Origin of the sequence: Salinadaptatus halalkaliphilus, from assembly GCF_006543045.1 — an archaeon.
Taxonomy (GTDB): domain Archaea; phylum Halobacteriota; class Halobacteria; order Halobacteriales; family Natrialbaceae; genus Salinadaptatus; species Salinadaptatus halalkaliphilus.
Genome location: NZ_RBZW01000058.1, coordinates 1 through 21,516 on the forward strand (window position 1 = coordinate 1; position 21,516 = coordinate 21,516).

Annotated in this window: 22 protein-coding genes; 13 read left to right on the forward strand and 9 right to left on the reverse strand. The window is 63.5% G+C overall.

Translation table 11 applies throughout. The features are described 5' to 3' along the window. Positions 1 to 107: 107 nt before the first annotated feature. Positions 108 to 248, reverse strand: a complete 141-nt coding sequence (locus D8Y22_RS16470) for a rubrerythrin-like domain-containing protein (RefSeq protein ID WP_141465787.1) — start codon at positions 246 to 248, stop codon at positions 108 to 110. A gap of 191 nt (positions 249 to 439) precedes the next feature. Here D8Y22_RS16470 and D8Y22_RS16475 point away from each other — a divergent pair, with 191 nt between their 5' ends. The 6 genes from D8Y22_RS16475 to D8Y22_RS16500 all read left to right on the forward strand — a co-directional run bounded on the left by D8Y22_RS16475 (position 440) and on the right by D8Y22_RS16500 (position 6,461). Further along, a complete protein-coding gene (locus tag D8Y22_RS16475) occupies positions 440 to 1,678 on the forward strand; it encodes an MFS transporter (protein WP_141465788.1) in 1,239 nt (412 codons plus the stop codon). Between the two features lie 301 nt (positions 1,679 to 1,979). Beyond that, entirely contained in the window at positions 1,980 to 3,491 is a 1,512-nt protein-coding gene (locus D8Y22_RS16480) for a phosphoenolpyruvate carboxykinase (ATP) (protein ID WP_141465789.1), read from the forward strand. 328 nt (positions 3,492 to 3,819) lie between these two features. Further along, positions 3,820 to 5,250: a hypothetical protein gene (locus tag D8Y22_RS22470; RefSeq protein ID WP_174811891.1), complete on the forward strand. Its 1,431-nt coding sequence runs from the start codon at positions 3,820 to 3,822 to the stop codon at positions 5,248 to 5,250. A gap of 90 nt (positions 5,251 to 5,340) precedes the next feature. Further along, positions 5,341 to 5,532 (forward strand): HEWD family protein, encoded by a 192-nt coding sequence (locus D8Y22_RS16490; RefSeq protein WP_141465790.1) that lies wholly within the window; start codon positions 5,341 to 5,343, stop codon positions 5,530 to 5,532. 67 nt (positions 5,533 to 5,599) lie between these two features. Beyond that, the gene (cutA, locus tag D8Y22_RS16495; RefSeq protein ID WP_141465791.1) at positions 5,600 to 5,902 is read left to right on the forward strand and encodes a divalent-cation tolerance protein CutA; all 303 of its coding nucleotides are present in this window, start codon (positions 5,600 to 5,602) and stop codon (positions 5,900 to 5,902) included. A gap of 85 nt (positions 5,903 to 5,987) precedes the next feature. Then, positions 5,988 to 6,461 (forward strand): 50S ribosomal protein L11, encoded by a 474-nt coding sequence (locus D8Y22_RS16500; protein ID WP_141465792.1) that lies wholly within the window; start codon positions 5,988 to 5,990, stop codon positions 6,459 to 6,461. 73 nt (positions 6,462 to 6,534) lie between these two features. On the opposite strand, the gene D8Y22_RS16505 is transcribed toward D8Y22_RS16500, so the two are convergent. Both D8Y22_RS16505 and D8Y22_RS16510 read right to left on the reverse strand, forming a co-directional pair. After that, positions 6,535 to 7,629, reverse strand: coding sequence for a glycosyltransferase family 4 protein (locus tag D8Y22_RS16505; protein WP_141465793.1), 1,095 nt, complete (start codon positions 7,627 to 7,629; stop codon positions 6,535 to 6,537). 365 nt (positions 7,630 to 7,994) lie between these two features. Then, on the reverse strand, positions 7,995 to 9,683 hold the full coding sequence (locus D8Y22_RS16510) for a thiamine pyrophosphate-binding protein (RefSeq protein ID WP_141465794.1): 1,689 nt from the start codon (positions 9,681 to 9,683) through the stop codon (positions 7,995 to 7,997). A 113-nt stretch (positions 9,684 to 9,796) separates the two neighbouring features. On the opposite strand from D8Y22_RS16510, the gene D8Y22_RS16515 reads away from it, so the two are divergent. Beyond that, positions 9,797 to 10,657 (forward strand): UbiA family prenyltransferase, encoded by an 861-nt coding sequence (locus D8Y22_RS16515; RefSeq protein WP_141465795.1) that lies wholly within the window; start codon positions 9,797 to 9,799, stop codon positions 10,655 to 10,657. Positions 10,658 to 10,713: 56 nt separating this feature from the next. On the opposite strand, the gene D8Y22_RS16520 is transcribed toward D8Y22_RS16515, so the two are convergent. From D8Y22_RS16520 to D8Y22_RS16535, 4 genes are all read right to left on the reverse strand, one after another. Next, positions 10,714 to 11,052: a DsrE family protein gene (locus tag D8Y22_RS16520; RefSeq protein ID WP_141465796.1), complete on the reverse strand. Its 339-nt coding sequence runs from the start codon at positions 11,050 to 11,052 to the stop codon at positions 10,714 to 10,716. Between the two features lie 70 nt (positions 11,053 to 11,122). Then, positions 11,123 to 12,934, reverse strand: a complete 1,812-nt coding sequence (ligA, locus tag D8Y22_RS16525) for an ATP-dependent DNA ligase LigA (RefSeq protein WP_141465797.1) — start codon at positions 12,932 to 12,934, stop codon at positions 11,123 to 11,125. Positions 12,935 to 13,097: 163 nt separating this feature from the next. Then, positions 13,098 to 14,063: a hypothetical protein gene (locus D8Y22_RS16530; RefSeq protein WP_141465798.1), complete on the reverse strand. Its 966-nt coding sequence runs from the start codon at positions 14,061 to 14,063 to the stop codon at positions 13,098 to 13,100. A 9-nt stretch (positions 14,064 to 14,072) separates the two neighbouring features. Next, positions 14,073 to 14,651: a hypothetical protein gene (locus tag D8Y22_RS16535; RefSeq protein WP_141465799.1), complete on the reverse strand. Its 579-nt coding sequence runs from the start codon at positions 14,649 to 14,651 to the stop codon at positions 14,073 to 14,075. 117 nt (positions 14,652 to 14,768) lie between these two features. Between D8Y22_RS16535 and D8Y22_RS16540 the strand changes: the two genes are divergently transcribed. From D8Y22_RS16540 to D8Y22_RS16555, 4 genes are all read left to right on the forward strand, one after another. Continuing rightward, on the forward strand, positions 14,769 to 16,322 hold the full coding sequence (locus D8Y22_RS16540; RefSeq protein WP_141465800.1) for a hypothetical protein: 1,554 nt from the start codon (positions 14,769 to 14,771) through the stop codon (positions 16,320 to 16,322). Positions 16,323 to 16,587: 265 nt separating this feature from the next. Beyond that, positions 16,588 to 17,580 carry a 2-phospho-L-lactate transferase gene (gene cofD, locus D8Y22_RS16545; protein ID WP_141465801.1) on the forward strand — a complete coding sequence of 331 codons (993 nt, stop codon included), beginning with the start codon at positions 16,588 to 16,590 and terminating at the stop codon, positions 17,578 to 17,580. Between the two features lies 1 nt (position 17,581). Continuing rightward, the gene (locus tag D8Y22_RS16550) at positions 17,582 to 18,334 is read left to right on the forward strand and encodes a tRNA-dihydrouridine synthase (protein ID WP_141465802.1); all 753 of its coding nucleotides are present in this window, start codon (positions 17,582 to 17,584) and stop codon (positions 18,332 to 18,334) included. A 75-nt stretch (positions 18,335 to 18,409) separates the two neighbouring features. After that, on the forward strand, positions 18,410 to 18,733 hold the full coding sequence (locus D8Y22_RS16555) for a hypothetical protein (protein ID WP_141465803.1): 324 nt from the start codon (positions 18,410 to 18,412) through the stop codon (positions 18,731 to 18,733). A 3-nt stretch (positions 18,734 to 18,736) separates the two neighbouring features. Here D8Y22_RS16555 and D8Y22_RS16560 read toward each other — a convergent pair whose 3' ends face one another. Beyond that, the gene (locus tag D8Y22_RS16560; RefSeq protein ID WP_141465804.1) at positions 18,737 to 19,000 is read right to left on the reverse strand and encodes a hypothetical protein; all 264 of its coding nucleotides are present in this window, start codon (positions 18,998 to 19,000) and stop codon (positions 18,737 to 18,739) included. Between the two features lie 4 nt (positions 19,001 to 19,004). Next, positions 19,005 to 19,181 (reverse strand): hypothetical protein, encoded by a 177-nt coding sequence (locus D8Y22_RS22475; RefSeq protein WP_174811892.1) that lies wholly within the window; start codon positions 19,179 to 19,181, stop codon positions 19,005 to 19,007. Between the two features lie 143 nt (positions 19,182 to 19,324). On the opposite strand from D8Y22_RS22475, the gene D8Y22_RS16565 reads away from it, so the two are divergent. Beyond that, positions 19,325 to 20,941 (forward strand): GTPBP1 family GTP-binding protein, encoded by a 1,617-nt coding sequence (locus D8Y22_RS16565; protein WP_141465805.1) that lies wholly within the window; start codon positions 19,325 to 19,327, stop codon positions 20,939 to 20,941. 260 nt (positions 20,942 to 21,201) lie between these two features. Next, positions 21,202 to 21,507 carry a hypothetical protein gene (locus tag D8Y22_RS16570; RefSeq protein WP_246084484.1) on the forward strand — a complete coding sequence of 102 codons (306 nt, stop codon included), beginning with the start codon at positions 21,202 to 21,204 and terminating at the stop codon, positions 21,505 to 21,507. Positions 21,508 to 21,516: the final 9 nt, after the last annotated feature.

A 21,516-nucleotide genomic window follows, 5' to 3' on the forward strand; every position in this document is an offset into this window, starting at 1 on the left:
ACGATGACTCTGCTATCGACTGGCAGTTCACGACAGACGATGCACGCATCAAACTCCGCCAGCTATATCCAGCAAATCACGATTGAAGCGGCACTAAGCGGTCCCAGCTACTCGCGTGCAACCGCGATGTTTCTCGTTCGCCCGCCACACTCCGGGCACGTAGCCAGTGAGTCGGTGGCTTCTCGGTAGCCACAGTCGTAACATTCGTAGCGCGCTCGAGACGGCGTGTACGGGTCTACAGAGACCATAGTTGGGTGCGAGAACGACACACAAAAGGTGTTGTGTTGGGACTGTTTTGATCGATTCCGACAATCAGATCTGCCTATATTCGATCTAGGAGTGACCGTTTGTGGGGAATCGAAATCTGTAGTAGCAGACGGTCGGGAGCAATCCGAGGATTCTCGTCCCCGGGGTCACGAACGGACGGACGAGAGTTTGAATGTCGCGACCGATTGCGAGCGGATGGAGTTCGCAGTACGACGTGCTCGTGTTGACGGCTGCAATCTGGTTTCTGGGGAAGGCACTTCGATACGCCTTTCCGCCGTTGTTCAGCCCGATCCAGGCAACGTACGGTGTTTCGAATACGATCCTTGGCTTCGCTTTCACGGGATTTATGCTCATCTATGCGGGGATGCAGTTTCCGTCCGGTATCCTTGCCGACCGGTTGGGGTCGGTGACCGTCATCACGGGCGGTGTCGCGGTCTCTACCGGTGCCGCGCTGGTACTGATCGTCGATTCGCCGTTTCTCGTCCTCGTCGCGGCGATGCTCGTGCTTGGTGCCGGTACCGGCGCACACAAGACTGTCGCCGTACAGTTGCTCGCCCGAACCTACCCTGACCGGACCGGACGTGCACTCGGAATGCTCGATACGTTCGGTGCGTTCGGTGGCGTGGTGGCGCCCGCTGCCGTCGTCGCCGTCGCGAGCGTCCCGTTCGTTCTCGGTGCCAGTTGGCGGCTCTTCTTCCTGCTGGCCGGAGTGATCGGACTTGCGCTGACCATCGCTTTCTGGCGGCGGGTGCCCCAGCGGGTGCCGACCGAGTCGACCGAGAATACAGCGACGGATGCCGATACGAGTACCGGCATCCGGCAGTATGCCGTGCTCTTTCGAGACTGGCGGTTCTCGGTATTTGCGCTCGTGACGGTCCTGTTTTCGTTCATGTACAACGGACTCGTGGCGTTTGCCCCGTTGTATCTCACGACGGAAGCCGGACTCACGGAAGCGGCTGCTGGCATCCTCTACAGTAGCCTCTTTGCTGCGAGTCTGGTACAATTGGTAACCGGCGATCTCAGCGATCGAATCGGTCGACTACCGATCATCGTCGGGACGCTCGGACTCGCGTCCGTTTCGGTGCTCGTCTTCGTCATCACGACGGCATCGGCGGGCCCACTCCTCCTCGGCGGAGCGCTCGTCGCTGCGGGGATCGGTTCACACGGATTTCGTCCCGTTAGAGGCGCTTATCTCATGTCTGCTATCCCCGACGATGTCGCCGGCGGTGGGTTAGGCGTCGTTCGGACGTTGTTGATGGCCGCCGGTGCCGCCTCGCCGGCGATCGTCGGCGTCGTCTCCGAAACTGCTGGCTTCCAGCCGGCATTCTTGCTGTTAGCCGCGTCGGTCACGACCGCGACGGGCCTCGCGTCGATCCTGTTGCTTACCGCCGACGGTCCGGTGACTACCTGAGGACTCACACACCGCGTTTGACTCGATTCCCTCGACCGCCTCCTCCCTGATATCCCGCTCGAATCTCGAGTACCAGATTCGTTTTTTCAAAAAAATCTCACCCACTCGAACGACGGCGCCAAGCCACGTGACGAGAAAAATTACTCAGCCTCTGAATAAGTATCCAGAAATTACTAAATCTGCGTATAACAGTTCCTACAGGTACGTACTGCCATACGGTAGATTGTCGCGGGGTACGTCATGACACACAGCGAGTAAAATCCTCCACGTTTATGCATCCGGATAGTGGGCTAGTACGTATATGTCCGAAACCGGGACGGAGGCCCGTCCGCTGGTCAGACAGCTACCCGATCCGACCACCGCGTCGAACGTCCGGTACAATCCATCGCTCGAGGAACTCCGGGAGTTGGCCGCTCACGAGGAGACGACGACCGAGTTCGGCTCCCCGTCGTACGTCAGCGAGTTCCGCTCGCGAAGTGCCGATCGAACGAAAAACACCGTCGACCACACGTTTTCGTCTCGCGATCACGATCTCGTCGACGACGCGCTCGAGCGCGCGGTCGACCGAGAGATGGTCTGTATCGACCGTCTGATGGGCCGTCACTCGGAGGCGACGTTTTGTTGCCGGCTGTTCGTTCCGACCGAACACGCCCGAATCGCGCTGGCGTGGGCGAACCTCTTCGAACCGTCGGACGGTCGAGAACCCGACCTCTATACGGTACAGGACCCCGATTACGACGAGACCGAAATTCGCGTGCTTCCCGACGAAGGATTCACCGCGGTGCTTGGCAGCGACTACACCGGCGAGGCCAAGAAGTCGTTCCTCCGGCTGTTCATGTATCGACTCAAACAGCAGGGCGGTATCGGTCTCCACGCTGGCAGCAAACGTGTTCGCGTTCGTGACGACGACGGCGACCTTCGAACCGTCGGCCAGGTGTTTATGGGACTGTCCGCGACCGGCAAGTCGACGCTCACGTCCCACGGCTGCTGGCTCGAGGACCCCGAAGACGCCTCGATGCTGCAAGACGACGTCTGTGGCCTTCTGCCCGACGGCTCGGTGCCGGGTAGCGAGGGCGAGGGACTGTTCATCAAGACCATCGGCCTCGACGCCGAGGAACAGCCCGAACTCCACGCCGCCGCGACCGACGAGTCGGCGATTCTAGAGAACGTCGCCGTCGACGACGACGGAACGGTCGACTTCGACGAGGACCGCTACACGTCGAACTCCCGGGCCATCATCCAGCGCGAGGAACTCGAGAGCGCCGACGAGGAGATCGACCTCGACCGGATGGATCAGGTCTTCTTCATCACGCGCAACCCGCTGATGCCGCCGGTCGCGAAACTCTCGCCCAAGCAGGCCACCGTCGCGTTCATGCTCGGCGAGTCGATCGAAACCAGCGCCGGTGATCCATCTCGCGCTGGCGAATCGATCCGCGTCGTCGGGACGAACCCCTTTATAATCGGGTCTGCGGGCGAAGAGGGTAACCTCTTCTACGACCTCATCTCGGAACTCGACATCGACTGTTACGTCCTGAACACGGGTTATCTCGGCGAGAAATCCGCAGATATCGGCGTCACCGAGTCGGTCACTATCCTCACCGAGACCGCTCGCGGGGCAATCGAGTGGACCGACGACGATCGCACTGGTCTTACGATTCCGGCCGACGTCCCCGGGATCGAAATCGACGACTACTACGTCCCCGATCACCTCGAGGACTACGAGACTGCCCTCGAGGATCTGCGAGACGAGCGCCGGACGTATCTGGCACAGTTCGAGGATCTCCGCGAGGAAATTGCCGACGCAGTGTACTGATAGGGTTTGCTGTACCGATGTCCCGGCGTGACCGCAGGGTGGTTCGCCGTCGCGCCGGTACCGATTACGACAGGCCGTCTGACTCCGTCCGCGGTAGTGGTCGCGTTTTTCGTTCGGGAAACCGTGACAACGCTCGAGTAATGAGTCATTGGAGGCAGTAAGCCGGTTACTGAGTCCCGTTGTCGGGAGATCGATCACTCTCCGAGACACACTCGAAACCACCGTTTTCTCTGAGGTGAGTCGGCTATTTCGTGGCCGAATAGGCGATTTATCGCCGGAATCACAGCACCGGTTTACAAGCCGACCCGTTCGAGCCACACGGCGAGGCATGAGCGTACACAACAAACTCGTCGTACTCGTGGTGCTGGTGATGCTGTGTTCGGGCGTTGCTACAGCGGTCAGTGCCACGGGAGTCCAGGACGAACCGGACGAACTAGATCCGACCGACGACGTCGAGGAGATGGTCGACGTCGCGATCGACCAGGCGACGATCGTCGTCGTTGCTGACGATGTCGAGGACGCACCGGCCGAGGACCCAGCGGCGGACGATCCGCCTGCCGACGATGACGGCGACGCTGTCGCGGAAGATCAGATCGTCGAGGAAGAACCGTTCGAAGCAGACGAACCGGATGCCGCGGGCCCAGCCCAAAACGGCGAAACTGCGGCTGAACCGGTTGCGGAAGAAGAACCAGTCGACGAAGAACCGGTCGATGACGAACCAGTCGAGGAAGAGCCTGTTGAGGACGAACCAGTCGACGAGGCTGATATCTCCCTCGACCACGCAACCGCGTTCGTCGTCGCCGAAGGGGTAGACACGGCCGCCGACGACGCCCTCGACGACGAACCAGCCGATGCGGACCTCTTGGTCCACCAGGCAACGATATTCGTCCACGTCGACGATCTCGACGACGAACTCGACGACCTCGAGGACGAACCCGTCGACGATGACGCAGTCGACGAGACAGACGCACTCGAGGCGTACGACGGCGAACCGGTTGCCGTCCACGAAGCCCAAGTCGAGGTCACGATCGAGAGCGCGAACGTCGTCGACCTCAGCCAGTTCGTCACCCAGCCCGGTGTCGACGAGGAACCGAGCGACACGCCTGACGAAGATGGTCTGGACGACGAAGACGACCTCGAGACCGACGATGAATACGACGACGCAGATGACGACTACGAAGACGATGCCATGGCGGACGACGAGCAACTCCACGTAACCATCGAGCAAGCGGATGTCTTCGTCGTCCACGACCTCGAGGAGATGCCGATGCACGACGGGACAGCCGCCGCCGCTGATGCGGGCGACGACGATACGATGAACGACGATGCGGACGATGCGGTCGGTGACGACGACTACAACGACGAAACCGATGATGCACCTGACGACGTGCCGATTGACGCAGCGCCTGCTCCCGGACTACACATGACGATTGACCAGGCGACTATCTTCGTCATCGATACCGATGACGCCCCGGTCGAGGAACCGATCGAAGACGAGCCAGTTGAGGAGGAGCCAGTCGAGGAGGAACCAGTTGAGGAGGAGCCAGTCGAGGAGGAACCAGTTGAGGAACCGATCGAAGATGAGCCAGTTGAGGAGCCAGTTGAGGAGCCAGTGGAGGAGGAACCAGTTGAGGAGGAACCCGTCGACGAGGACGAGCCAACTGACGACGGCCCATTCGACAACGATGATCCGTTCGACGGCGAGGGACCGTTCGATGACGGCGGTCCGTTCGACGACGGCGAGACCGCTACCTCGTAAGTAGTCACCACTACCGACGCACTTTTCTGCGATTTGATGGGTCGAGTTAACACAGATACTGTTATATGTGTCGGGTTCGCACAACCGGCAATGAGTACACAGGTACGAGCACCGACCGCCCGCGTTTGCGAACGGTGTGAGCGCGCTGAATACTGGGACGAGGAACTCGAGGCGTGGCAAATCGATCGCGACGGCGACACCAAACAGGTCGGCAGCCCACACTGCTTACACGAGTGGGATATCAACGGCACGTTCAACCCGGTTCTCGAGTCCGACGACTGATCGGCCGACGAACGGTTGCCGACGGTCGCCGAGTCTTTTTGGAGCGTCGCCGATATCGTTGCTGACGATGCCAACGGTCTACATCACTGCCCCGCCAGCCGATGCCGACGTGATCGCCGAGACGCTCGTCGAGGAACGACTCGCCGCGTGTATCAATCAGCTCGAGACGACCTCCACCTACCGCTGGGAGGGCGAGATCCACCACGACGATGAGATCATCTTGCTCGCGAAGACGACCGACGCAGCCTATCACGCACTCGAGCAGCGCGTCCTCGAGATCCACCCCTACGACGTTCCCTGTATCGAACGCTTCGACGAGAGTAACGTCCTCGAGTCGTTCGCCCGGTGGCGACGGGACTCGCTCGAGTGACGGAACGATCAGTCTGCGAGAACGCCACCTACCGTGACTGCCCGAAAAAGCAACCCTTAAAACTCGCGCACGGGTTGTGACGGGTATGGCTGGAACCATCGAAGTGCTCGTTCCGGGTGGCCAGGCCAACCCTGGCCCACCACTCGGTCCCGAGCTCGGACCGACGCCCGTCGACGTCCAGGCGGTCGTACAGGATATCAACGACCAGACGGAAGCTTTCGACGGCACGGAAGTGCCCGTCACCGTCGAGTACGACGAGGACGGTTCGTTCTCGATCGATGTCGGCGTCCCACCGACGGCGGCACTCGTCAAGGACGAAGCTGGCTTCGACACCGGGAGTGGCGAACCGCAGAAAGATTTCGTCGCCGACCTCTCGATCGATCAGGTCAAGACGATCGCCGAGCAGAAACACCCGGACCTGCTCGCCTACGACACGAAAAACGCCGCGAAGGAAGTCGTCGGCACCTGCGCCTCGATGGGTGTCACCATCGAAGGCGTCGACGCACGCGAGTTCAAGCAGAAAGTCGACGACGGCGAGTTCGACGACACGCTGGCGTAATTACGCGCGATTTTTGACCGTTTCGAAGGTCGTGAAACGGGTCTATCCCCGTCGAGCGTCCCCCTGATCGTCGTTATTCCGTCTCGAGACGCGCTCTCAGGAACCGTCGACAGATAGTAACGGCGTCGGCCCAGGTTGGGTGTGCGTCGGCGGTCGCCAGCGCTCGACAGCCAAGCGCCGCGAGTCGATCGCGGTCACCCGCGAGCCGATCGACGATGGCGACGATACGCGCCAGATCGGTCGGATCTACGAGAAAGCCGTTGTGATCGTCGGCCACGAACTCGCCCGCACCGCCGACGGTGCTGGCAATCGGAACGGCGCCGTATTCCATCGCCTCGAGGTAGCACATCCCGAAGCTTTCGTACCGCGACGGGACCGCGAGGACGTGCGTCCGGTCGAGAATCGACTCGAGTGTCGCTGCATCGACGGCACCCGTATACGAGACGCGGTCTCGGATGCCGAGTGAGTCAACGCGAGCGCGGACCTGGCGGGTAGTAGCCGGATCGGCGCATCGGTTGCCGACGACGGTGAGGTGCCACTCCCGGTCGACGCGGGCGAGCGCGGACAGGAGCGTCGAGAGGTTCTTCCGCGGAATCAGGTTCCCGAGAAACGTCACCGCGAGCGGACTTGTTTGCGCCCGCTCGCGAACGGCCTCGCTCGAGACCGCTGGGCCGCTGTGGCGGCCGGCCGGGGGTGCGACGGTCGTCGGAACCGACGCGAGATCAGTCGTCCGCTTTCGAGTGAACTCGCTAGTGGCGATGGCGCCGTCGACCGACTCGAGGTAACGTCGTTCGCGGTCGCGGATTCGAGTGGGGACGGTCTGGCACCCATCGGCCGGACGCGCCGAGTCGAGGAGATGAACGACGGTGACGATCCGCCGCGGGCGCTCGAGATCCCGGTTGTACGCGGCCAGTGTGGGTCGACAGAGTTCGTCCTGCAAGAGGATGTCGACGGGGCGGTCGAGTCGATCACGGATGTCACTGCACGGGTCCTCGGTGGCGCCGACGGCCGGGCGATCGTCCCCCGACTCGTCGACCCCAGTACGCGGGAGCGAGATCACCGACACGTCGTCACCGCGGTCCTCGAGACCCTCGACGAGCTTGCGGTCGTACCGATAGCCACCCGACCGCTGGTCGAGCGAGCCGTAGATGACCAGCCCGATTTTCATCGCTCGGTGGACGCGAGCGAGGGACTTGTTCGTTCCGCCGTTTCACAGCGCCTGTGAGCGACGGTTGTGACGCTTTCACAGACCTCCGTCGCGGATGTAACGGCGAGATACAGACACTCTACTGCCGGATAATAACTTTCAACGGGCCGAGGCGACCGTCCAACGTTTGGAGAAAGGTAACTGACTACTAATCGACCGGTTCAGACGGCCTGCTGTGCGTCAGTGCCGGCCAGCCCGCGACACGGCTGCGGTTGGACCGGGACATCGGTACGGCAGTCCGTCTCATACGGATTACTGTAACGATTTACCGGCGCACCCGCCGCCCGGGTCACGGGTGCGCCGGAAATGACTTACAGTAAACCGTATCAGTCGTGAACCAGCACGTCGAGAACGTCGACGCCCTCGGTCGCGAGCGCTTCCTCGAGTGCACCCTCGATACCGTCGGGGGTTTCGATCTGGGTCGCGCGTGCACCGTGGCTCTCGGCGTTTTGCACGAGGTCGACGGGAGGCTCGAAGTCCATGCCGACGAAGTCGTAGTCGTCTTCGTCGCCACCCATGATCGAGAGAGTGTTGTTCTTCAGGATGCGGTAGTTGCGGTTGTCGGAGATGACGACGGTGAGATCGACGTCGTGGCGGGCGGCGCTGTAGATCGTGTGTGGGTAGTACTGGTAGGAGCCGTCGCCGATGAAGCCGATCACGTCTCGAGGCTGGTCTGTCTGGTCTTCGGCGATTGCGGCACCGACGGAAGCGGGGAGGCCGTAGCCGAGGCCGCCACCTTTGTTCGAGGTGTACTGTTCGGGCTCGAGGTCCCAGCGGGTCAACATGGCGTACTTCGAGGTGATCCCCTCGTCGACGATGGCGGCGTCGCCGGCGACTCGTTCCATCGCGTCGACGAGTTCGGCCTTCGAGGCGCGTGGATCGTCCTCGCCATCGCCTTCGCCGATACCGGCCATCTTGGCTTCGACCATCTTTTTGAACGCCGCGACATCCTCTTGGCGCTGTGTGATCGTCTCGGCGTCAAGTTTCGGCTCGACGCGTTCGCGAAGCTCCTCCAAGACGAGACCGGGGTCGCCCAGAACCGCGGCGTCGGCGGGCTGGTTCTTGCCGACTTGCCAGGCGTCGTCGCCGATGTGGATGCAGGTGGTGTCGGAATCGACGAGAGCGTCCTCGTGACGGGTAAGCGTCGTGTTGGTCGAACAGCCGACGAACGCGATCGTATCGGTGTCCATCACCATCGACGCGAGTCCTTCGCTCGTCGGCACGTAGGACGCCCACTGCTCGTGGTCGGTCGGGAAGTTGACTTCACAGGAGAGAATTTCGCCGTGGACGCGCGCACCGGTCGCCTCCGCGAGGTCGACCGCAGCCTCGACGGCGTCGGTTCCCGACCGGGCGACGTGATCGCCGACGATCAACACCGGACTGTCCGCGTCGGCGAGCAATTCGGCTGCGTGCTCGATCCCGGCCGGATCGCCGCTGCCGCCGGTCGGTATCTCGCCGAATCGCTCGGGTTCGGCGTCCGTCTCGGCCATCATGACATCGAGTGGCAGTCCGAGGAAGACGGGACCGGTCGGCGGCGTCATCGCGACCCTGAACGCCCGCCGAAGCATCGTCGGCAGCGCCGCGACGTCTAACACTTCGTCGGACCACTTACAGAACTGGTCGGCCATCTCGACGAGATCGCCGCTGAGGATGGGTTCTTCGTGTCGAAAGTCCGTACTGTGGTTGCCCGCCGTGACGACCAGCGGCGCGCCGGCCATCTTGGCGGCGTAGAGGTTCCCCAACCCGTGGGCCAGCCCCGGTGCGATGTGGAGGTTTGCAACACCGACCGGCAGCACCGAGTCGTCGTGATGGGACGCGTATCGTCGCCGCTGTGCGTATCCCGATGCCATTCCGACGGCGATGTCCTCGTGCAGCCCGAGAATGTACTCGAGGTCGCTCCCGCTGATCGCGTCCATGATCGGGAGTTCGGTCGTCCCGGGGTTCCCGAAAACGTAGTCGACGCCGTACTCCTCGAGAGCGTCGGTGAAGAGTTCAGCACCAGTGTACTCGGTCATGCTCGCTCGTGGTACGGGACGGCACATCAAACTGTGTGTTTCGGAACTCCAGTACAGCCGATGCAGGGGCCTCGAGGTCGGGTATTATGTTTCAGTTCGTTGTCGCTGTGGACATGAGTCTGGTGCGACACGGTCGCGGGACGAGAGCCGTCGGACGGGCGTACTGGTCGCAGGTCCACCCAGTGTTCATGCTCCCGCCGCTTGCTGCGTCGGCGTTCGGCGCGATACTCGCTGCAGATGTCGCGCCGACGATAGCGGTCGTCCACGTCCTCGCGATGTTCGCGGCCGTCTATACGGCCCACGTCAAGGACGGCTACGTCGATTTTCACGTCCGTGGTGAAGACGACGACCATCCGTTGACCGAACGGGGCTGTCGCGTCGGACTGGCACTGTCGACGACCGTGTTCGCGTGTTGTTGTCTCGTCTTGTTCGTCGCCGTCGATTGGGTCGCGGTCGCGCTGACGGTGCCGACGTGGTTGATCGCCTTCTATCACGCGCCACAGCTCGACACGAACCCCTTGACGGCGACGACTGGCTACCCCACGGGCATCGCCCTCTCGCTGCTTGGGGGGTACTACGTCCAGGCCGGGACGGTCTCTCCCGTGGCGATCGGCTTCGCCCTCGTCTTTCTGGTCTTGCTCTCGGGGATCAAGGTGATCGACGACAGCCAGGACTACGATTACGACCGATCGATCGAAAAACGGACGGTGGCCGTCGTCGTCGGCCCCGCTCGAGCGACGACCGTTGCCTACGCACTCATGGCCACCGCGCTGGTACTCGTCGTCGCGTTCGCCGTCGTCCAGGTGTTTCCGCCGACGGCTGTCCTCGCGGTGCTCGCGTTCGGCGTCGTCGCACTCGTCGCCTCCCGCGCAGGACCGGAACTGGCGACGATGTTGCTTGTGCGTGGCTCGTATGTCTTCCTCGCGGTGCTCGTCGGTGCGGTCTGGTTCGATCCGCTCGTCGGACTCGGCTGAACTGACGGGTAGTCCGTCTAGTGCCAACCTCCCAGACCTCGATTGACCCACACCCACTACGGGCGGACGTACGCGTATCCGTCGGTCTGCAATCGGGTAATTTCGACCGCACCTTCGGGGACGACCTCGATCCCCTCGATCAGGTCTGATTCGCCGAACTCGACGGTCTCGAGCGTGTTTCGACACGCCTTGAACGAGACGTCGTCGTCTAACAGCGCCTGGATCTCGTCCTCGCTCTCGCCACCGGCTTGGGCTACCGTGATGCCCCCGGCCTGCACGACGACCGCGACATCGTCGATACTGCCGGTTGCGTCGTCGACGAGGTTTCTGGCGATTGCGAGGGCCGTTTTCTGTTCGCTTTCGTCTCCGGAGAGGAGATGAACGGCGGTTTGCATACAAGCACTGGAGGCCGCTCCCGGGTGAAGGCTTGCTGCTTGCAACGCTAGGGCAAGTCGAGCGATGGGACTATCGACGCCCGCCGTATCGCAAGCGCTGCACCCGCTCGAGCGTGTCGGCTTCCGCCGGATCCTTGTCGTGTCGCACGCCGACGAACCGGGGGAACCGCAGGGCATAGCCCGAGGAGTACGTCGGCGAGGACTGTATCTCCTCGTAGCCGACTTCGAAGACGACCGCGGGCTCGAGGTCGACATCCTGGCCGTCCTCGGCGACGATGTGGGGCTCGAGTAACGCGGTCAACTCGGCGAGGGTCTCGTCGGTGATCCCCGTCGCGACCTTGCCGATCGTCTCGAGGTGCTGTGGCGCTCCCGTAGAGCGGGCGGAACCTCGCTTCTCGCTGGCGTCGCCATCCCGAACCGAGAGTTCGAAGGTGCCCAGGAAGGTCGCCCGTCGTCCTTCGCCCCACTCCGCACCCGTGACGACACAATCCAGCGTCTCGATGTCGGGCTTGCGCTTGCGCCAGTGTTTCCCACGACGGCCGGGCGAGTACGTCGAGTCGGGGTCCTTGAGCATGATCCCCTCGTGGCCAGCCTCGAGGGCCTCAGCGTCGATCGATTCGATCGCCTCGGGATCGTCACTGAACCAGAGCAGGGAGAGTCCGTCGACGGCCGCTGGATCCAAGTTCTCGTCGGCCGAGAGCAATTGCTCGAGTCGGTCGTGACGCCGTGTCAGCGGCTCCGAAAGCAGGTCCTCGCCAGCGGCGTGCAGACAGTCGAAAAAGACGGGCCGTACCGAAATCTCCTCGCGGGCCTTCGCGACGTCGTGTTTGCGCCGGAAACGCTTGAGCACCTCCTGGAAGGGTAATGGCTCGCCCGCGTCGTCGACGGCGACGACCTCGCCGTCGAGGATGGCTGGCTGCTCGAGCGTTTCCTCGGCGAACTCGACGACCTCGGGGAGAGCGTTGGTGACGTCTTCCATGTTTCTCGAGTAGATGCGGGTCGTCGCCGCGTCGTTCGCCCCTGCTGGCGCGCCGTTCGATCCCGGCGACGACGGCGGCTCGTGGTGCAACTGGATTCGAGCCCCGTCGTATTTCCACTCCACGCCGGCCTCGTCCCAGTCCTTGAGTGCACCCATCACCGTTCCGGCCTGGGCGAGCATCGCCTGCACCGGCCGGCCGATCTCGAGGTCCATCGCGTCCAGCCCCTCGAGCCCAGCGTCGCGGGCGACCCGGGCGACTCGACCGTAGTCGTTCGAGACCTGCAGCGCGCGTTCGACGCGGTCGTCGGGAACGTCGAACGCTGCAGCGATCGCGTCGCGGACGGTCCCTTCGCCGACGCCGATGCGCATCTCCGAGAGGACGAGTCTCGAGAGGTATCTGGCCTCGACGCTCGAGCAGCGATTGAACAGGCCAAACAGCAGATCGACCTTGCGGTCCTGGCTGCCAGCCCCGTCGGCGGCCGCAAGGTCGGACAGCGTCTCGGCGACCTCGCGGGTGGTGAGCTCGCCCCCATTGCTACCGGTATTTCCATCGCCTCCAGCGTCGCCCCTGCCAGTGAACGCACCGAGGCCTTGTTGCCCGCCGAAGTCGTAACTCGCCGCCACGTCGCCGATCTCGCCGCGATCGGCCAGTCGCTCTTCGACATCGTCGGCGTCGACGTTCGTTCCCGCCGCCCGCGCGATTGCCTCGTAGCACGTCCGCGGGCCGATATCGAGCGTCGTCGAGTCCCAGGCGGGAAACACGCGCCCCTGGACGAATCGGGCGACGATCTCGAGGTCCTCGCCCGCCGCCTCGAGCAGCGCGCGTACGTGATCGACGATCTCGAGATCGGCTGGCTCGGCGTCGATCGTCGCGGCTCGCGTTGCGAACGTGGCGAACTCCATCGGCGGGGGCTACTCGCGTCGGGAGTAAAACGGTTCTGAGACGTGATCGGGTGCCAGGGCGACGCGTCGTCTCTCGATCGACAATCATTCGTACGGACTGGTGTACCGACGCGACCGTGGCCCGTCGTGCGGTCGCGCCGGAACTGACGTACAACAGACCGTCTCAAACGACCCAGTTCGAGATCGAAATGCGGTGCCACTCGCCCTCGTACTCGACGTACTCGATCCGATCGGGGGTGTCGGGATCGTCCTCGAGATCCTGTAGGGTCGTCCGGAGCTCCTCGATAGCGTCGCGGCGGACGGCCTCGCGCTGCGCTTCCGCCTCGGTGTTATCGTCGACGTCGTGATCGCAGACGTTGATCGAGCCGCCGTCCTCGCGGGCATCTTCGAGCAGTGCCTGTACGTCCTCGGTCGGTTCGGGGAGTTCGGCGCCGCGACGCTCGAGGACGTGGCCGGCGAAGCCGTCGACGTTCTCGGCGACTCGCTGGGCCGTGTGTCGGATGCGGTGGGCCGATGTCGAGTCCTCGTCGTGTCGCTCGAGGCCGATGAGGTGCCCGTCGACCGCGAGATATGGCTCGTCGACGCCTGCGGCGAGGACTGAATCCGCCTGGTCGTCGTCTGCGAGGTAGCCGGCGACGGTCGACGCCGTAAAGGACATGTGTTCGACTTCTTCGATGGTGAATCCGGCAGCGTCGTTGATTCGCCACTGATCGTGAACTGGCAGTTCGTCGAACGATATCGCGTCTGCACTCGCGTGGTCGTCGTCCGTGTCGCGGTCTCGCTCGAGTTCGTACGCCGGACCGGTGACGGTGCCGCTCTCGAGAGTCTCCTCGTGGATCTCGTAGAACTGGCCGTCCCGTTCGACGTAGGTGAGCCAACTGATCGGCGATCGCGTGACGACCTCGACGGTCGGGGACTCGCCCTCGAGCGTTCGGGTGGCGAGGTCGGCCATCATCGCCGGCGCCGCCGCTATGTCGTCGGCCGTCTCGCGTGAGGCGATCTCGGCGGGGTCGACCGGCTCGAACGCGAGGTCGGTGCCACTGCTACAGCCACCGCCGACACCGACACAACCGGCCAGCGTGCCGGCTGTCGCTGCCGCGAGCGACGTGAGAACCGCTCGTCGACGCATAGCTGTCAGTTACTTATTATTTTTATAAATGCTTTGTGTGGGTGCCGGCCCCGAGGGAATCTGCCGGGCACGTTCGTACACCGCCCCACAGACACAGCCGAGCGGGAGCGTCAGCCACGCTGTCAGGATCGCGGCGAAAAAGCCGATGATGACGGTGAATCCGGCGGCTTCCACGAGGAGATCGGTCCTGCCGTCGGCGATAGCGAATCCGAGCAAGATCGCGAAGACGATGGCAAGCGACAACAGGTACGTCAGGACGGTCGCGAGCAAGCCGGCGACGGCACCGGTGTAGGGCACCCGCTCGGGAAGCCACCGCCAGACGGCGGCGCTGGCACAGAACGCTGCGGGGACGACGATCGGCACGGCGACCAGGGCACTCATCGCCCAGAAGACGTGGCCGACGCCAGCGGGTGAACCGAGGAGGTGGAAGACGGCCATCCCGACCGCGAACGCGAGGGCGATAGCCACCGCCGCCGAGGCTCCCGCGTAGCCAGCACCGATCGCGCGTCGGTCGGCCTTCGGTAGTCGGCCGGGACCGTACCGCTTGCAGGTCGTCGCGAGCCCCTCGAGTGACGAGTGTGTGACCATACTCGACTGTTCAGTGGTATGAAACAAGTGTCTTTGGGAGGGTGTGTGGCGGGACGTGGCGCAACCGGCAATCGCCAAGGGGTGGATTTAACAGTAGTCGGCCACGCAGACGGACGTATGCCAGAAGAGGAGGAGCTCGCAGCCCGGGTGAACGATGTGCTCTCGGTCGATTCCTCGGACTACCGCGAGCAAACGGGCGCGGACGGCGAGGTGATCAAAGACGCCATCGTCGACGGCGTCTTCGACAACCCGCAAGCGATCGTCGGCCTCGAGTACGAGTTCTACGCGATCAAAGACGACGGCTGCGAGTTGCGACGCGTCCCGCGTCGCCTCCTCGAGCTCATCGGCTTCGAGAAGGAACTGGGATTGCACAACGCCGAGATGACGACGAGCCCACAGCCGTTGAACGCCCACGGGTTGCGAGCACAGGAGTCGGAGGTCAAGGCACGGCTCCAGACCGCACTCGATGTGACCCAGTCCGAACGGATGCGCCTGGTCAGCGACGGGCTCTGGACCATCCCGCCGGAAGGTGAGGACGCGGAAACGTATCTCACCGACAGCGTCGAGCGGACAGCGGTGACCGAGGACGGCTCGGAGCGATCGGTCCGAATCGCGACCAACATGAGCGACTCCGCGCGATACCACGCGATGGCCAACACGGACCGCGCCGAGGCGGCCGGCATGCTGCTCGATGCACCCAACGTTTCGTTGCAGGCCGATACCGTCATGCCCGAGAGTCTTATCACGTCGATCCAGCCGCACTATCAGGTGGCTCACGCGTCCGATCTCCCGCTGTACTTCAACTACGCGCTGCGGATCGCCGGCCCGCTGCTCGCACTCGGGGTCAACTCGCCGTTTTTCCCCGCCGACCTCTACGACGATGTCCCGGCCGAAACGGTCCTTGAGGACGCCTGGATGGAACACCGAATCAACGTCTTCGAGACCGTGCTCAACGATCCCTCGACTGGTGAAGGGAAGGTACGGTTCCCCCGGGACTTAGACACCGTCGAGGAAGCAGTCGATCGAATCGTCGACGACGACACGATCGTCCCGATGCCGGTCGAGGCCGGCGAACGATTCGACGATCAGTTCCCACACTTCCGTCGCAAACACGGAACCTACTGGCGGTGGGTTCGCCCCGTCTTCGGTGGCCCGACTCGCTCGGCCGCGAACGCGCGTATCGAATTCCGGCCGATTCCGGCCCAGCCAACCGTCCGCGACAGCACTGCCTTCCTCGCCGCCTTCGCCGGCGCCCTCGAGAGTCTCACTCGGCTCGAACATCCGGTCGTCGAACTCGACTGGGAACGCGCTCACGAGAACTTTTACGCGGCGATGCGAGACGGACTCGATGCCGAATTGACGTGGATCACGAACGACGGCAAGGAGACGACCGACAGGCTCGCCCTCTACGAAGATCTGCTCGCACACGCCGAAGACGGGCTCGTCAACCGGGGACTGACGGACGAAGAGGCCGCGAAGTATCTCTATCCGCTTCGGCGCCGGGTTCGGCAGGCGACGACGCCGGCCCGGTGGAAACACGAACAGGTCGGCGCCGAACTCGAGGGCGGCGCGGCGCTCGCGGACGCGATCGAAACGATGCAACGACGCTACGTGAGTCGCCAGCGCGAGACACTGCTCGAGGGAAGCTTCGCCGACTGGATCGGCGACTAACTCGGATTGCTGTACCGGATGTCCCGGCGGTGAGTCGAACTGTGTGAGACGAGCCTCGGTCGAGGAGCGAAGCGAGTCAACCGGTGCAACCGCGACCGGGATGGTGGTTGCGCTGGAACTGACTTATACTGTCTGTACATCGTTGCAGTCGTTACTATAATTCTGTCCGACAGTATACAGTAACCCGTATCACGCGGTCTGACCGGACGACGCTCCGGCAACGAGAGCGACAGTGATTAAGTACCCCGATGCGAGAGTATAGCGTATGGTAACCTTCCTCTCCGGGGGCACCGGAACGCCGAAGCTCTTAGACGGGGCTGGGGCCGCGTTTTCGCCGGAGGAAACGACGATCGTCGCCAATACTGGCGACGACATCGAACTCGGTGGGCTGTTCGTCTCACCGGATGTCGATACCTTGCTCTTTCAGGGCGGTGGTGTGCTCGATCGAGAAACGTGGTGGGGGCTCGAGGGCGACACCCACCGGACGAATACGGCGTTAGAAGACATCGCGTCGGCGGCCGGACTTCCCCAGGGTCCGCAGTATCTTTCCGAGGAGCGCCAGACCGACGGCCGTGATCTCGCTGCCTGGCGACGGTTCTCCGGCATCGCCGAGTTCATGACCATCGGCGACCGCGACCGGGCCGTCCACATCACGCGAACGAGTCTCCTCGACCGCGGACTGACCCTGAGCCAGGCGACCGATCGGCTGGCCGACGCGTTCGGCCTTTCGGTCGATCTCGTCCCGATGAGCGACGATCCGGTCGCCAGCCTCGTCCACACCGAGGAGGGAATGATGCACTTTCAGGAGTACTGGGTCGGTCACGGCGGCGAACCGGCGGTCGACAACGTTGAATTTCGGGGGTCCTCGAGCGCGACACCGGCACCGGGTGTCCTCGAGGCCCTCGAGGAGACGGTCGTCATCGGTCCCTCGAACCCAGTGACCAGCATCGGGCCGTTGCTTGCTCTCCCCGGTATCGCTGAAGCGCTGTCGGAGACGATCGTCGTCGCCGTCTCGCCGTTTCTCGGCGACGAGGCCTTTTCTGGCCCAGCCGGCGCGTTGATGCAAGCAGTTGACGCGGTGCCGAACACGAAGGGGTTGGCCAGTGCGTACCCATTCGCGGACGCGTTCATCATCGACGAAAACGACGACACCGAGTTCGATCGACCGACGATACGAACGGATATCGCGATCGATTCGCCCGCCGATGCCAAGCGGGTCGTTCGGGCGGTCGAAGACGCCATCGAGCGCACAAAGTGAGATGGTTTCGTTCACTCCTCGGCTCGCGCTCGCGAGTCTCAGCGGAGAAGCCGACGCGGAGTGGGCCCGCGCCGGCAGCGAGTACGCCGGTGGGGCGTTCCTCGGCGGCATCGCACTCGATACCGACGCTCGAGACGCGGCTCGCGACCTCGTCGAGCGCGATCGAACGGAGTTTCTGCCGGCCGATCCGTTCGCGTTTGTCGACCGCGAACTTGCGGCGCTCGAGGATGTCCCGCTGCAGCCGGCGTTCAACGTTCGATCGGCGACCCGGAAGCCGATCGCCGATGCGGCTCGCATCTGTCGGAATCGGGGCGCGTATCTCGAGATCAACGCCCACTGTCGGCAGGACGAACTGTGTTCGGTCGGCTGTGGCGAGACGCTCCTCCAGGACGGACCGCGACTCAGTCGCTACGTCGAGACGGCGGCCGAAACCGGCGTCACGACCGGCGTGAAAGTCCGGGCGGAAGTCCCGACTGTCGATCTGGCGACGCTCGCTGCCGATCTCGAGGCGGTGGGAGCTGATTTCATCCACGTCGATGCGATGGACACCGAGGCGGTGATCGCAGATGTCGCCGAAGCGACCGACCTCTTCGTCATCGCGAACAACGGCGTCCGTGACGACGAGACCGTCGGCGAGTACGTCGAGTACGGTGCCGACGCGGTCAGCGTCGGCCGGCCGAGCGACAACCCCATCGTCTTAGAGCGCGTTCGTGAGGCCGTACAGCGGCGGTTCCAGCCCGAAGCTCGTCCCTAACGGAAACGGGTGAGTGGTCGCCCGATGTCGATAGACCACGAAAGGACTTTCCACCGGGCCGACCACCTCTCGGGCATGAGCCTCGAGGATCTCAACGACGAAATCGAACAGGCATACGCCAATGCCGACGACGAACTCGCCGTCTCACTCGACCGCGAGACGAAAAACGAACTCGCCTTGCTCGAGACCGCCCTCGAGCCCGAGGAAACCGACGAACTCGTCCGACGAGCGATTCACATGCTCTTTCAGACCAGCGTCGAAACCGGGACGCTGGATTTTCACCTTCGGTCGGGTTTCGACGTCACGTACGACGAATATCTGTCAGGGATGACATTCGACGAGATGACCGGCGCCGACCAGTACCCATCGATGGACGACGAGCGACGGTACCAGTTCTAGTTCCTACTGCTGGGAACCGTCCGCGCCCGTCTCGACCACTCGAGCCGCGACTCGGCCGCCGACGAGTCGGTCCAGGATCTCGACGGTGACCGGTTCGTCCGGTGGCCGTTCGTCGAGACGGCACACGTCCTCGACGACGACGATATCGACGGGGCTCGCGTCGTTCGGGTGGTCGGCGACGAGGCGACCGTCTCGACGCTCGAGCGCGACGCGAACGGTCGTTCCCACGCGGATCGAGTCGGCGAGGAGGTCACGAATCGACGTCATCCGCTCAGAACCGGCGGATATCGATGTCGTCTGATCGCGTCGGGTCAGCCTGTGTCGCACAATCGGCACACAGCCCGTGGCTGCGCTCGTAGTGGGACGCACAGACGAGGGCCCCACAGTTGTCACAGCGCTCCTGGGCCGGCCGTGACTCACAGACCTGACAGAGGCCGCTGACACTCATAGGGATTGTAGGGCCTCGAGGTCCTTGAAACCGCCCCCGATGGACAATCGGTCGATGGACCGTCATCACTACTGAATCCGTTCCATGGGGCTTGTTACCATGTAACGAGAAAGCTTTTGCCCTGTGGGCCGCTACCGACGGGTATGAGCCGTGACCGGGCTCTCCTCGAGCGAGCCCTGGACCGTGGCGAACAGGATGGTGGCAACGTCGAATTCAAGGAACGACTCTCACGGGATGTCCACCTCGAGGGTGGCCGACGCGAGAGCCTGGCGGCCCAGCTTCGACACCGATTGCTCTCCGGCGATGGCGAGGCGACGTACGTAGTCGGGGTAACCGACGACGGCGGCCTCGCCGGGATCGACCCCGATACCTTTTCCGAGACGATGGACGTCCTCTCGTTGCTCGCCGAGGAGGCCGACGCCCACATCGACGACGTCCAGACGTGGGGCATCGGCGCGGGGATCGTCGGTGTCGCCTCGCTTCGGGAAGGGAGCGTCCTCGAGCGCGACGACGAACACGTCGTCGTCGGGACGGCCGGCCACGTCGACCACGGCAAGAGTACGCTCGTTGGCTCGCTCGTGACCGGCAACCCGGACGACGGCGACGGCGCGACGCGGTCTTACCTCGACGTCCAGCCCCACGAGGTCGAACGGGGGCTCTCGGCGGACCTCTCGTATGCCGTCTACGGCTTCGACGAGTCGGGCCCAGTTCGCGTTCGAAACCCCAACCGGAAGGGCGACCGCGCGGAGGTCGTCGAGGAGGCCGACCGCCTGGTTTCGTTCGTCGACACCGTCGGCCACGAGCCCTGGTTACGGACGACGATTCGCGGCCTCGTCGGACAGAAACTCGACTACGGCCTGCTGGTCGTCGCCGCCGACGACGGACCGACCCGCACTACCCGCGAACACCTCGGCGTGTTACTCGCGACCGATCTGCCGACCATCGTCGCGATCACCAAGACCGACGCCGTCGACGAGGACCGTGTCGAGGAAGTCGAACGCGAGGTCGAGCAACTCCTCCGGGAGGTCGAGAAGTCACCGCTTCGTGTTTCGCGCCACGGGGTCGACGCCGCGATCGACGAGATTAGCGAGCGCGTCGTCCCGATCGTCGAGACGAGTGCGATCACGATGGCGGGCCTGGACACGCTGGACGAACTGTTCGACCGCCTCCCAAAAACCTCCAAGGACACCGGCGAGTTCCGGATGTACGTCGATCGCAGCTACTCGGTTACCGGCGTCGGCGCAGTCGCCTCCGGAACGGTGATGGCCGGTGAAGTCGAAACCGGCGACGAACTCCTGATCGGCCCGATGCCCGACGGTCGCTTTCAGGAGGTCGAGGTCCGCTCGATCGAGATGCACTACCACCGCGTCGACGAAGCCCAGGCCGGCCGTATCGTCGGCATCGCGCTCAAGGGAATCAAAGAAAGCGCCATCGAACGCGGCATGGTGCTTCTCCCCCGCGAGGCCGATCCCGACCCCGTCCGGGAGTTCGAGGCCGAAGTCATGGTGCTCAACCACCCGACCCGAATCGGCGACGGCTACGAACCCGTCGTCCACCTCGAGACCATCGGCGAAGCCGCGGCGTTCTACCCCGACGACGGGCGACTCTTGCCCGGTGACACCGGAGAAACGACGGTGCGATTCAAGTTCCGGCCCTACCTCGTCGAGGAAGGCCAGAAGTTCGTCTTCCGCGAGGGCCGGTCCAAAGGCGTCGGGACGGTTACCGACATCCATCCGATGGATGGATACGGACCGTTGTAGTTCTTTACCGGTGATCACCGGTAAAACGCTACAACAATCCGTATGAGACGGTCTGCCGTACCGATGTCCCGGCGGTGAGTCGAACTGTGTGAGACGAGTCTCGGTCGAGGAGCGAAGCGAGTCAACCGGTGCAACCGCGACTGGGTGGCGGTTACGCCGGAACTGACTTCCAGTAAACGGTATGACACGGACCGATATCGTTCGTTTCCGGTGCTCGAGTCGACGCCGTTAACCCGTTAGAATTTTGTCCCGACGGACGCGTGCATCAGCCGATCCTCCCTGACTCCCCCCGCGGTCGACTCCGGTGGGCGCTCTCGGAATCCCTGATCGTTGCCGGCATCTTTCTGGCCTGGATCGCCGTCGCCATCACCGCGACGATCGTACTCCGGGTACTGACGTTCCCATTCCGAGTGCTGCTCGGTCAGTCACCGCTTCCAGCGGACGTCCTCTTGTCGGTCACCGTCCTCGGCAACGCCGTACTGGCTATCGGCATGGTCACGTCGCTGCTCTACGTCGCCGTTCGGGCTGGAACGATCCTCCTCGAGTACGCCGAGCGCGGAGCGTAATATCCCGCC